This is a genomic window from Pseudomonas fluorescens (assembly GCF_001307275.1).
Classification (GTDB): Bacteria; Pseudomonadota; Gammaproteobacteria; order Pseudomonadales; family Pseudomonadaceae; genus Aquipseudomonas; species Aquipseudomonas fluorescens_AA.
On sequence record NZ_CP012831.1, the window covers coordinates 3464993 to 3477306 of the forward strand.

Annotated in this window: 12 protein-coding genes; all 12 read left to right on the top strand. The window is 62.0% G+C overall.

Annotated elements, in window-relative coordinates; genetic code table 11:
* Nucleotide 1 precedes the first annotated feature (1 nt).
* The 12 genes from nadD (at nucleotide 2) to AO356_RS15370 (ending at nucleotide 12307) form a co-directional block, all read left to right on the top strand.
* Nucleotides 2–688 (top strand): nicotinate-nucleotide adenylyltransferase, encoded by a 687-nt coding sequence (gene nadD, locus AO356_RS15315; protein WP_060740478.1) that lies wholly within the window; start codon nucleotides 2–4, stop codon nucleotides 686–688.
* Between the two features lie 71 nt (nucleotides 689–759).
* A complete protein-coding gene (rsfS, locus tag AO356_RS15320) occupies nucleotides 760–1254 on the top strand; it encodes a ribosome silencing factor (protein WP_058543147.1) in 495 nt (164 codons plus the stop codon).
* A gap of 9 nt (nucleotides 1255–1263) precedes the next feature.
* A complete protein-coding gene (gene rlmH, locus AO356_RS15325; RefSeq protein ID WP_047229490.1) occupies nucleotides 1264–1731 on the top strand; it encodes a 23S rRNA (pseudouridine(1915)-N(3))-methyltransferase RlmH in 468 nt (155 codons plus the stop codon).
* A gap of 9 nt (nucleotides 1732–1740) precedes the next feature.
* Nucleotides 1741–3636: a penicillin-binding protein 2 gene (gene mrdA / locus AO356_RS15330; protein WP_060740479.1), complete on the top strand. Its 1896-nt coding sequence runs from the start codon at nucleotides 1741–1743 to the stop codon at nucleotides 3634–3636.
* Nucleotides 3637–3667: 31 nt separating this feature from the next.
* Complete coding sequence (gene rodA / locus AO356_RS15335; protein ID WP_060743125.1) at nucleotides 3668–4771, top strand: rod shape-determining protein RodA; 1104 nt, start codon at nucleotides 3668–3670, stop codon at nucleotides 4769–4771.
* A 17-nt stretch (nucleotides 4772–4788) separates the two neighbouring features.
* Nucleotides 4789–5799, top strand: coding sequence for a lytic murein transglycosylase B (mltB, locus tag AO356_RS15340; RefSeq protein WP_060740480.1), 1011 nt, complete (start codon nucleotides 4789–4791; stop codon nucleotides 5797–5799).
* On the top strand, nucleotides 5799–6809 hold the full coding sequence (locus AO356_RS15345; protein ID WP_060740481.1) for a septal ring lytic transglycosylase RlpA family protein: 1011 nt from the start codon (nucleotides 5799–5801) through the stop codon (nucleotides 6807–6809). The genes mltB and AO356_RS15345 overlap by 1 nt, the downstream gene beginning before the upstream one ends.
* Nucleotides 6810–6977: 168 nt before the next feature.
* Nucleotides 6978–8135 (top strand): D-alanyl-D-alanine carboxypeptidase family protein, encoded by a 1158-nt coding sequence (locus tag AO356_RS15350; protein ID WP_060740482.1) that lies wholly within the window; start codon nucleotides 6978–6980, stop codon nucleotides 8133–8135.
* 81 nt (nucleotides 8136–8216) lie between these two features.
* Nucleotides 8217–8492, top strand: a complete 276-nt coding sequence (locus tag AO356_RS15355; RefSeq protein WP_053125656.1) for a DUF493 domain-containing protein — start codon at nucleotides 8217–8219, stop codon at nucleotides 8490–8492.
* Complete coding sequence (gene lipB, locus AO356_RS15360) at nucleotides 8492–9139, top strand: lipoyl(octanoyl) transferase LipB (RefSeq protein ID WP_003205887.1); 648 nt, start codon at nucleotides 8492–8494, stop codon at nucleotides 9137–9139. Before AO356_RS15355 ends, lipB begins: the two co-directional genes overlap by 1 nt.
* A gap of 1 nt (nucleotide 9140) precedes the next feature.
* The gene (gene lipA / locus AO356_RS15365; RefSeq protein ID WP_014340371.1) at nucleotides 9141–10163 is read left to right on the top strand and encodes a lipoyl synthase; all 1023 of its coding nucleotides are present in this window, start codon (nucleotides 9141–9143) and stop codon (nucleotides 10161–10163) included.
* A 1211-nt stretch (nucleotides 10164–11374) separates the two neighbouring features.
* Nucleotides 11375–12307: a S66 peptidase family protein gene (locus AO356_RS15370; protein WP_060740483.1), complete on the top strand. Its 933-nt coding sequence runs from the start codon at nucleotides 11375–11377 to the stop codon at nucleotides 12305–12307.
* The last annotated feature ends 7 nt before the right edge of the window (nucleotides 12308–12314 follow it).

Consider the following 12314-nt stretch of genomic DNA (forward strand, 5'->3'; position numbering starts at 1 on the left):
CTTGGGCGACCTCGACCCGTCAGCCGCTGTGACGACGACAACTCCGCCCCGGCGCATCGGTATCCTGGGCGGCACGTTCGACCCGGTGCACATCGGCCATTTGCGCGGTGCGCTGGAAGTCGCCGACGCCCTGGCTCTCGATGAGCTACGCCTGACGCCCAGCGCCAGGCCGCCTCACCGGGACACGCCACAGGTGTCGGCGCAGGACCGTCTGGCGATGGTCGAGTGCGCGGTGGCCGGTGTGGCACCGCTGGTGGTGGACGCCCGCGAATTGCAGCGGGACAAACCGTCCTACACCATTGATACCCTGGAGCTGATGCGCGCCGAACTGGCCGTTGAGGCCCAGGTTTTTCTGCTTCTGGGCTGGGACGCATTTTGCGGCCTGCCCACTTGGCATCGCTGGGAAGAGTTGCTCCAGCATTGCCACATCCTGGTGTTGCAACGCCCGGATGCCGACAGCGAGCCGCCGGATGCCTTGCGCAACCTGCTGGCGGCCCGCTCGGTGAGCGACCCGCTGGCCCTGAAAGGGCCGAGCGGACAGATTGCATTCGTCTGGCAGACGCCGCTCGCGGTATCCGCCACCCAGATCCGTCAACTGCTGGCCAGCGGTAAGTCGGTACGTTTCCTGGTGCCCGACGCGGTCCTGGCCTACATCGATGCGCACGGGCTTTACCGTGCGTCGAACTGAAAAAGGCGCGCTTCAAGGCACGTGAATGCGTGTAGCGAAGCGCCCGAACATACGAGCAAAACGAGTTTTATATGACTGACAAAGACGTAAACAAAGTAAAGCGCAAGGGCACGTTCAAGAGCGCCCCGCTGCCTGTAGAGGCGCATACCGGCGTGGCGCTGGTCGGCGAAGAGCTGGTCAAGGTGGCCGTGGCGGCCCTGGAAGACGTCAAGGCCCAGGACATCCAGGTGATCGACGTTCGTGAAAAGCAAAGCATCACGGACTACATGATCATCGCCACCGGTACCTCCAACCGCCAGATTGGCGCGATGCTGGACAAGGTCCGCGAAGCGGTCAAGGCCCAGGGCGTCAAGCCGCTGGGTGAAGAAGGCAAGGGCGACAGCGACTGGGTGCTGTTGGACATGGACGATGTCATCGTGCACATGATGACCGCCTCGGCACGTCAGTTCTACGACCTGGAGCGCCTGTGGGCCGGTGCCGAGCAGAGCCGTTCGGCCAGCGCCGCGCACCACAGCCCGGAAAACCCCCATGAGCACTTCACCAAGCTCAACAAAGACCAGCAATAAGGGACCGCTGTGCGACTGCGCCTGATCGCCGTCGGTTCTCGCATGCCCAAGTGGGTGGAAGAAGGCTGGCATGAGTATGCCAAGCGTCTTCCCTCCGAGCTGGCCCTGGAACTGGTGGAAATTCCGCTCAACACCCGTGGCAAGAACGCCGACGTGGCGCGTTTCATCCGCCAGGAAGGCGAAGCCATGCTGGCCAAGGTTGGGCCGAACGAGCGCATCGTCACCCTCGAAGTCCATGGCAAGCCCTGGAGCACCGAGCAGTTGGCGGTGGAACTCGATCGCTGGCGGCTGGACGCACGCACGGTCAACTTCATGGTCGGCGGCCCGGAAGGGCTGGCGCCGGAAGTCTGTGCCCGGGCCGATCAGCGCTGGTCGTTATCGCCGTTGACGTTGCCGCACCCGCTGGTGCGGATCCTGATCGGCGAACAGTTGTATCGTGCCTGGACAGTCCTGTCCGGGCACCCTTACCACAAGTAATCCTGCCCCATGCCCCAGCCGATCCGCATCAAGGACCACGAAAAAGACGCCCGTCTGGTACGGGGCCGCGTCGTGTTCGGTGCTATTACGGTGGTGACGCTGATCGGCGTGCTGATTGCGCGCTTGTATTTCCTCCAGGTGATCCAGTACGAGTACCACTCCACCCTGTCGGAAAACAACCGGGTGCACGTGCAACCGATCCCGCCGACCCGCGGGCTGATCTTCGATCGCAACGGCGTGGTGGTGGCGGATAACCGGCCCAGCTTCAGCCTGAGCATGACCCGCGAGCGCTCCGGTGACTGGCAGCAGGTACTCGACGTGATCGTCGAAGTGCTGCAACTGACGCCCGAGGACCGGGCGATCTTCGAGAAGCGCATGCGCCAGGGCCGACGGCCGTTCGAGCCGGTGCCGATCCTGTTCGAGCTGACCGAAGAGCAGATCGCCCTGATCGCCGTGAACCAGTTCCGCCTGCCCGGCGTCGAGGTGGTGGCGCAGTTGGTGCGGCATTATCCCCAGGGGCCGCATTTCGCCCACTCGGTCGGCTACATGGGGCGGATCAACGAGAAAGAGCTCAAGACCCTCGATCCGGTCAATTACAGCGGCACCCACCATATCGGTAAGACGGGTATCGAGCGCTTCTACGAGCCCGAACTGCATGGCCAGGTGGGTTACGAGGAAGTCGAGACCAACGCTCGCGGTCGCGTATTGCGGGTGCTCAAGCGCACCGATCCGATCCCCGGCAAGGACATCGTCTTGAGCCTGGACATCAAGCTGCAAGAGGCCGCCGAAGCGGCGCTGGGCGGGCGGCGCGGCGCGGTGGTGGCACTGGACCCGAACACTGGCGAAGTGCTGGCGATGGTCAGCCAGCCGAGTTTCGACCCGAACCTGTTCGTCACCGGCATCAGCTTCAAGGCCTACGCCGAGCTGCGCGATTCCATCGACCGGCCGCTGTTCAACCGTGTGCTGCGCGGTCTCTATCCGCCGGGCTCGACCATCAAGCCGGCCGTGGCGATTGCCGGGTTGGACTCCGGCGTGGTGACCGCTTCGAGCCGGGTCTACGACCCGGGTTATTACCAGTTGCCGAACTATGACCACAAGTACCGTAACTGGAACCGTACCGGCGACGGTTATGTGGACCTGGAAACAGCGATCATGCGTTCCAACGACACCTACTTCTATGACCTGGCCCACAAGCTGGGGATCGATCGGTTGTCGTCCTACATGAACAAGTTCGGTCTCGGTCAGAAAGTTTCCCTGGACATGTTCGAGGAATCCCCCGGCCTGATGCCTTCGCGCGAATGGAAGCGGGCGACCCGGCGCCAGGCCTGGTTCCCCGGCGAAACCCTGATCCTGGGGATCGGCCAGGGCTACATGCAGGCCACGCCACTGCAGTTGGCCCAGGCCACGGCACTGGTGGCGAGCAAGGGCAAGTGGTATCGCCCGCACCTGGCCAAGACCATCGAAGGCCAGAAACCGGTGGACCCGGACCCGATGCCGGACATCATCCTGCGCAACCCGTCGGACTGGCAGAAGGTCAACAACGGCATGCAGCAGGTGATGCACGGCGCCCGCGGCACCGCGCGCAAGGCGTCCATCGGTGCGCAATACCGGATTGCCGGCAAGAGTGGTACGGCCCAGGTCGTCGCCATCAAGCAGGGCGAGAAGTACGACCGCTCCAAGGTCCAGGAACGCCACCGCGACCACGCCTTGTTCGTCGGTTTCGCGCCGGCCGACAACCCGAAGATCGTCGTGGCGGTCATGGTCGAGAACGGCGAGTCGGGTTCCGGCGTCGCCGCGCCGGTGGTGCGCCAGATCATGGACGCCTGGCTGCTGGATGAGCACGGCCAGCTCAAGCCTGAGTACGCGAGCCCCATCACTGCGGAGGCTACGGCCCGTGAAGAATAATTTCGACCGGATCCTTTCCAGCGAAGACGTGATGCGCCGTCGCGCCACCTTGTTGCAGCGCATGCACATCGATGGCCCGTTGCTGATCCTGCTGCTGACCCTGGCCGCCGGCAGCCTGTTCGTGCTGTATTCGGCCAGCGGCAAGAGCTGGGACCTGCTGGCCAAGCAGGCCACCTCGTTCGGCATCGGCCTGGTGTCGATGATCGTGATCGCCCAGCTTGAGCCGCGGTTCATGGCGCGCTGGGTGCCGCTGGCCTATGTGGTGGGGGTCTGCTTGCTGGTGGTGGTGGACATCATGGGCCACAACGCCATGGGCGCCACCCGCTGGATCAACATACCCGGGGTGATCCGCTTCCAGCCTTCGGAATTCCTCAAGATCATCATGCCGGCGACCATCGCCTGGTACCTGGCCAAGCGTTCCCTGCCGCCGCAGCTCAAGCATGTGTGTATCAGCCTGTTGCTGATCGGCATCCCGTTCATCCTGATCGTCCGTCAGCCGGACCTCGGCACCTCGCTGCTGATCCTGGCCGGCGGCGCCTTCGTGCTGTTCATGGGCGGGCTGCGCTGGCGCTGGATCCTCAGCGTGATCGCCGCCGCCGTGCCGGTGTCGGTGGCCATGTGGTACTTCGTGATGCACGACTACCAGAAGCAGCGGGTGCTGACTTTCCTCGACCCGGAGAGCGATCCGCTGGGCACTGGCTGGAACATCATCCAGTCCAAGGCGGCCATCGGCTCCGGTGGGGTGTTCGGCAAGGGCTGGCTGATGGGCACCCAGTCGCACCTGGACTTTTTGCCGGAAAGCCACACCGACTTCATCATCGCCGTCATGGGCGAGGAGTTCGGCCTGGTGGGCATCTGCGTGTTGCTGCTGATCTATCTGCTGTTGATCGGCCGGGGGCTGGTGATCACTGCCCAGGCCCAGACGCTGTTTGGGAAATTGCTCGCGGGCAGCCTGACCATGACGTTTTTTGTTTATGTTTTCGTCAACATCGGTATGGTCAGTGGCCTGTTGCCGGTCGTGGGGGTGCCGTTGCCTTTCATTAGCTACGGAGGAACTTCGCTGGTGACCCTACTGTCAGCGTTTGGGGTTTTGATGTCGATTCATACGCATCGCAAGTGGATCGCGCAGGTTTGAATAAGGTGAAGAGTTCAATGCAAGCAATGCGCGGCTGGTCGACGCGATATGCGCCGTGGATCGGCCTGGTCGGCTTCCTGGGCAGTGCGTCGCAGGCCTTGGCTGGTGAATACGAAGGCTCGCCCCAGGTGGCCGAATTCGTCGGTGAGATGACCCGCGACTACGGTTTTGCCGGTGAGCAGCTGATGGGGGTGTTTCGCGAGGCCGAACGCAAGCAGTCGATCCTCGATGCGATCTCCCGGCCCGCCGAGCGGGTCAAGCAGTGGAGCGAGTACCGGCCGATGTTCATCACCGAGGCGCGTATCGCCCGGGGCGTGGACTTCTGGCGCCAGCACGAGGCCGCCCTGGCCCGTGCCGAGCAGGAATACGGCGTGCCGGCCCAGGTCATCGTGTCGATCATTGGCGTCGAGACCTTCTTTGGCCGCAACACCGGGAATTTCCGGGTGATCGACGCGTTGTCGACCCTGGGCTTCGATTACCCGCCGCGTGCCGAGTTCTTCCGCAAGGAGCTGCGCGAGTTCCTGTTGCTGGCCCGTGAAGAGCAGGTCGATCCGTTGACCCTCAAGGGCTCCTATGCCGGGGCCATGGGCCTGCCGCAATTCATGCCCAGCAGTTTCCGCGCCTACGCGGTGGACTTCGACGGCGACGGCCACATCAATATCTGGACCAACCCGACCGATGCCATCGGCAGTGTCGCCAGCTATTTCAAGCGCCACGGCTGGGAAGCCGGCCAGCCGGTGGTCAGCCGTGCCGACGTGCGTGGCGAGCAAGTGGACGAGGGGCTGACCGAGGGCATCGAGCCGACGAAAACCGTCGGGGAGTTGCGGGCGTTGGGCTGGTCGAGTCATGATGCGCTGCGTGACGACATGCCGGTCACCGCGATGCGCCTGGAAGGCGAACAAGGCCCCGAATACTGGATGGGCCTGAAGAATTTCTACGCGATTACGCGTTATAACCGCAGCGTGATGTACGCCATGGCCGTATATCAACTGTCTGAAGAGCTGGTCAAAGCACGGGGCGTCAAATAATGCGGGCATTGCCTACCTATCAACCCCTGAAGCTCGTGGCGTTGGCCGCGCTGTCGCTGTTGGTCGTCAGTTGTTCGACCAGCCGCGCGCCGGCCCAGAAAAACACCACCGCCGTACGCGCGACGCCGGGCCTGGACATCAACCGGGCCCACAAGGACGGCGCGCCGTGGTGGGACGTGGATGTCTCGCGCATCCCCGACGCCACGCCGACCCTGCACACCGGTCCCTACAAGGCCAACCCGTACACGGTGCTGGGCAAGACCTATTTCCCGATGGCCGAGTCCAAGCGCTACGTGGCCTCGGGCACGGCGTCCTGGTACGGCACCAAGTTCCATGGCCAGAACACCGCCAATGGCGAGGTCTATGACCTGTATGGCATGAGCGCGGCCCACAAGACCCTGCCGCTGCCCAGCTATGTGCGGGTGACCAACCTGGACAACAACAAGAGCGTGATCCTGCGGGTCAATGACCGTGGGCCGTTCTATTCCGACCGCATCATCGACCTGTCGTATGCGGCGGCGAAAAAACTCGGTTACGCTGAAATCGGCACCGCCCGGGTCAAGGTCGAAGGCATCGACCCGCAGGAATGGTGGGCCCAACGTGGCCGTCCGGCGCCTTTGATGCTCAACGAGCCGAAAGTGGCGCAAAATGCCGCGCCAACCGTGACGGCGTCCACCGGCACGGTCGAACAGTGGACACCACCGCCGCAGCAACACGCCGCGGCCGTGCTACCCGTGCAGATCGATGCAAAAAAAAACGCTTCTGCAACAGCGTCTGGCCAGTTTCTGCAAGTGGGCGCGTTCGCCAACCCGGACGCTGCCGAGCTGCTGAGGTCGAAGCTAAGCTCGATGGTGAGCGCCCCGGTGTTCATCAGCTCGATCGTGCGCAACCAGCAGACACTGCATCGGGTGCGCCTGGGGCCGATCGGTTCTCCGGGTGAAGTCCAGCAGGTGCAGAACAGTGTGCGCCTGGCCAATCTCGGTTCGCCGAGCCTGGTCACCGCTGAGTAATTGAATGAGGCCCGCTGGCGGTTGGAGCGGGTCAGGTTGTTGGCTCCATGAATAATAAAAGCCCGGCAAGGGCAGTGAGTGAGCAACTTAAATACGCGGCAGCTCGTTAGAAAGCTGCCTGTTTCAGTTTTGCCTTCGGGCAGTCCCATTAGCGATTTCGAGAGACGGATGAACATCACCACCTTTGCCAAACGCCTTTGCCTGCTAGTCCCGCTGCTTCTCTCACCGGCCGCGTTCGCGGTCGAGATGATGCCGGCTCCCCCTCAATTGGCCGCCAAATCCTTTGTGCTCATGGATGCCAGCAGCGGCGAGGTGCTGGTAGAGAACAACGGTGACCAGCGCCTGCCACCGGCCAGCCTGACCAAGCTGATGACCGCCTACATCGCCACGCTGGAAATCCGTCGCGGCCAGATCGGTGAAAACGATCCGGTGACCGTCAGCGAAAACGCCTGGCGCACTGGCGGTTCGCGGATGTTCATCAAGGTCGGTTCGCAAGTGACCGTCAGCGACCTGCTGCACGGCATCATCATCCAGTCCGGCAACGACGCCAGCGTCGCCCTGGCCGAGCACATCGCCGGCAGCGAAGATGCGTTCGCCGACATGATGAACAAAACCGTGGCCGACCTGGGCATGACCAACAGCCACTTCATGAACCCCACCGGCCTGCCGAACCCTGAGCACTATTCGTCGGCTCACGACATGGCGCTGCTGGCCCGGGCAATCATTCATGAAGACCCGGCCCACTACGCCATCTACTCCCAGAAGGAGTTCTTCTGGAACGGCATCAAGCAGCCTAACCGCAACCTGCTGCTGTGGCGCGACAAGACCGTCGATGGCCTGAAGACCGGTCACACCGACGAAGCCGGCTACTGCATGGTGTCTTCGGCTGTGCGTGATGGCATGCGCCTGATCGCCGTCGTCTTCGGCACCAGCAGCGAAGTGGCCCGTGCTGCCGAGACCCAGAAGCTGTTGACCTACGGTTTCCGTTTCTTCGAAACCCAGACCTTCTACCAGAAGGGCACCGAACTGGCCCAGGCCCAGGTCTGGAAAGGTTCGAGCAACCAGGTCAAGGCCGGCCTGGCCCAGGACCTGACCATGACCCTGCCCAAAGGCCAGCTCAAAAAGCTCGCTGCCAGCATGACCATGAACCCGCAACTGACCGCTCCCATCGCCAAGGGCGACGTGATCGGTAAAGTCGAAGTCAAACTGGACGACAAAGTGGTGCACAGCGCTGACCTGATCGCTCTGGACGCGGTCGAGGAAGGTGGTATCTTCCGCCGCATCTGGGATAGCATCCGTCTATTCTTCTACGGCTTGTTCAACTGATCGAAGTGTTGACCTGCATGGCCTCGTTCCCATCCGGAGCGGGGCCATGTGCGTTACCACGGCTTACGAGGCCGTTACGCCATGACAGACTCTGAAGTAAAGGCGCCAAAAATCGAATTTCCCTGCGCGGATTACCCCATCAAGGTAATCGGCGACACCGGCGTGGGGTTCAAGGACAAGATCATCGCGATCCTTGAAAAACATGCCACCGTTGACCACAAGACCCTGGCCGAGCGCCAGAGTACCAACGGCAAGTACACGACGATCCAGTTGCACATCATTGCCACTGGTCAGGAACAGCTCTACGACATCAACAGCGAGCTGCGAGCGACCGGTTTCGTGCACATGGTGTTGTGATGCCGGGCACGCTGGGCTTTCGCGAGCTGGGCACGATGGCCTACGAGCCGGTCTGGCATGCCATGCAACGCTTCACGAACGAACGCGGTACCACCGCCGACGATGAAGTCTGGCTGGTGGAACACCCGCCGGTGTTCACCCAGGGCCAGGCCGGCAAGGCCGAGCACCTGTTGCTACCGGGGGATATCCCGGTGGTGAAGGTCGACCGGGGCGGGCAGGTGACCTACCATGGCCCTGGTCAGCTGGTCGCCTACCTGTTGCTGGATGTGCGCAAGCTGGGGTTTGGCGTGCGCGAGCTGGTCACCCGCATGGAAACGTGCCTGATCGAGCTGCTGGCCAGCTACGGTGTGACGGCGGCGGCCAAGCCGGATGCGCCGGGTGTCTACGTCGATGGGGCGAAAATCGCCTCCCTCGGCTTGCGGATCCGCCATGGCTGTTCGTTTCATGGCCTGGCGCTGAACGTGGACATGGACCTGGCGCCATTCCGACGGATTAATCCCTGTGGCTACGCGGGACTGGCGATGACCCAGTTGAGCGAGCACGCAGGATCGATTGAATTTGCCGAGGTAAGTGCCCGGCTGCGCGCGCAGCTCGTCAAACACCTCGACTATGCTGAGCAGACGACCCTCACGGGCGGAATCGACTGATATGACTACTGATGCAGTGCAAACCATGATCCCGACGCTGGACGTCACCGAGCGTCCGGCCCCGCGTGCCAAGGTAGAGGCCGGCGTCAAGCTGCGCGGCGCCGAGAAGGTTGCACGCATCCCGGTCAAGATCATTCCCACCACCGAACTGCCGAAGAAACCCGACTGGATCCGCGTGCGCATCCCGGTTTCCCCGGAAGTCGACCGCATCAAGGCCTTGCTGCGCAAGCACAAGCTGCACAGCGTTTGCGAGGAAGCATCCTGCCCGAACCTGGGCGAGTGCTTCTCCGGCGGTACCGCCACGTTCATGATCATGGGCGACATCTGCACCCGTCGTTGTCCGTTCTGTGACGTCGGCCACGGCCGTCCGAAGCCCTTGGACACCAACGAACCGGAAAGCCTGGCCATCGCCATTGCCGACCTGAAGCTCAAGTACGTGGTCATCACCTCGGTGGACCGTGACGACCTGCGTGACGGCGGTGCCCAGCACTTTGCCGACTGCATCCGCGAGATCCGCAAGCTGTCGCCGAACGTACAGTTGGAAACCCTGGTGCCCGATTACCGTGGCCGCATGGACATCGCCCTGGAAATCACCGCCGCCGAGCCGCCGGATGTGTTCAACCACAACCTGGAAACCGTACCGCGCCTGTACAAGGCCGCGCGTCCGGGGTCGGATTACCAGTGGTCGCTGACCTTGCTGCAGCGCTTCAAGCAGATGATGCCGCACATTCCGACCAAGTCCGGCTTGATGCTGGGCCTGGGTGAGACGGATGAGGAAGTTATCGAGGTCATGAAGCGCATGCGTGAGCATGATATCGATATGCTGACCTTGGGGCAGTACTTGCAGCCGTCCCGTAGTCACTTGCCGGTGCAGCGTTTTGTGCACCCGGATACCTTTGCCTGGTTTGCTGAGGAAGGGTACAAGATGGGCTTCAAGAACGTGGCTTCGGGGCCGTTGGTGCGGTCTTCGTATCATGCGGATGAGCAGGCTAAGTTGGTCAAGGCTGAGCTTCTGGGTTCTTGATTTAGCTGGTTTGTGGGGGGGGGGTGTATATCCGTTTCTTAGGTAACGGCTACTTACGGTTCCGCTCTTACAGCGGGTCACTTTTGAAAAGCGCAAAAGTAACCAAAACGCTCTTGCCCCACCACTCGGCACCTCGCCTGGGCTCGGTGTGCCCGAACGCAGGCATTGCTCCGTGGGCCGCCGCGAAGGGCCATCCATGGCCCAGCGCGGCTACCTCGGCATCCATGCCGAGGTGCCCACTGCGCAATGCCTGCGTTCGGCCATCGTGGTTAACGGGGCGCCCCAGATCAAAAGCCACGCGAGGCGGCCTTATAGCCGGCCTGGCTTAGAGTGAGCGCGTTCCTCCTGTGGGAGCGGGCTTGCTCGCGAAAGCGGAGGATCAGTTTGTGGTGATGTTGGCTGTGCTGACGTCATCGCGAGCAAGCTCGCTCCCACAGGTTTTTGTGTTGTGTGCAAATGCTGTGATCACCCACAGGTTTTTGTGTTGTGTGCAAATGCTGTGATCACCCACAGGTTTTTGTGTTGTGTGCAAATGCTGTGATCACCCACAGGTTTTTGTGTTGTGTGCAAATGCTGTGATCACCCACAGGTTTTTGTGTTGTGTGCAAATGCTGTGATCACCCACAGGTTTTTGTGTTGTGTGCAAATGCTGTGATCACCCACAGGTTTTTGTGTTGTGTGCAGATGCTGCGATCACCCGCAAGTCCATGTGGGAGCGGGCTTGTGTACCTGCCCAGATATTGTGAACACCGCCAGGCCCTGTGGGAGCGAGCTTGCTCGCGATGGCGGTGCTTCAGTTACATAGATGCTGGATGTGTCGCGCTCTTGCTTTGCTTTGCTTTGCTTTGCTTTGCTTTGCTTTGCTTTGCTTTGCTTTGCTTTGGATCTTGATCTTGATCTTGATCTTGATCTTGATCTTGATCTAGGCGCCCCGTTAAACCACGCTGGCCGAACGCAGGCATTGCGCAGTGGGCATCCCGGCATGGATGCCGGGATAGCCGCGCTGGGCCATGGATGGCCCTTCGCGGCGGCCCACGGAGCAATGCCTGCGTTCGGGGATGCCGAGCCTAGGCGAGGCACCGAGTGGTGGGGCAAAGCGTTTTTGGTTACTTTTGGCGCTTTTCCAAAAGTGACCCGCTGTAAGAGCGGAACCATAAGTAGCCGTTACACAAGAAACGGATATACACACAAGCCTACAAAGCGGGAAACGCATGGACCTAACCCCACACCACCCCGTCCCAGCCCTCCCTCAAGAAGGCCTGATCGCCGTGATCGCCCCCGCCGGCCCCGCCCCCCTGGACACGGAAAAAGCCATCCAATGGATGCGCGCCCGAGGTCATGAGCTGCGAATCTTCCCAGGCGTCTACGAAAAGAACGGCTACCTCGCCGGCAGCGACGAAATACGCCTCAACGACCTGCACGCCGCCTTCGCCGACCCAGAAGTCAAAGCCATCATCTGCCTACGGGGCGGCTACGGCACACCGCGCCTGCTGGATCGCATCGACTTCGACCTCCTGCGACGCAACCCCAAGCCATTCGTAGGCTACAGCGACATCACCGCCCTGCACCTGGCCATCAGCCGTTACGCAGGCTTCGTGACCTTCCACGGCCCGCTGCTCAACGCCGATCTGCTGGGCGACAAGGAACCCCCAACCGTCACCTCGTTTTTCAGCCTGCTGCGTGGACAGTTGAAGGCCGGCAGCGAACTGAACCACCCTGCGGCCTACCCATTGACTACCGTCGAGCCAGGCATCGCCCACGGACGTCTGCTGGGCGGCAACCTGTCGATCATTGCCGCGACCATGGGCACGCCTTATCAGATCGACGCCGAAGGGGTGATCCTGTTCATCGAAGACGTCAACGAGCCGCTGTATCGCATCGACCGACTGCTGACCCAACTGCGCCTGGCCGGCACGTTGGCACAACTGCGCGGTGTGTTGGTGGGGGACGTGGCCGGGGTCGATGTCGAGGCGTTGAACGGGCTGCTCAAGCAGACCTTCGCGCCATTGCGCATTCCGGTGCTGTCCGGCTGGCGCAGCGGGCATTGCGATCCGAACCTGACCTTGCCCATGGGGGCCTTGGTGACGTTGGATGCGGGGGAGAAGAGGTTGGTGTTGGAGCAGGACGTGGTGGTCAGTCGCTAGTCATGTA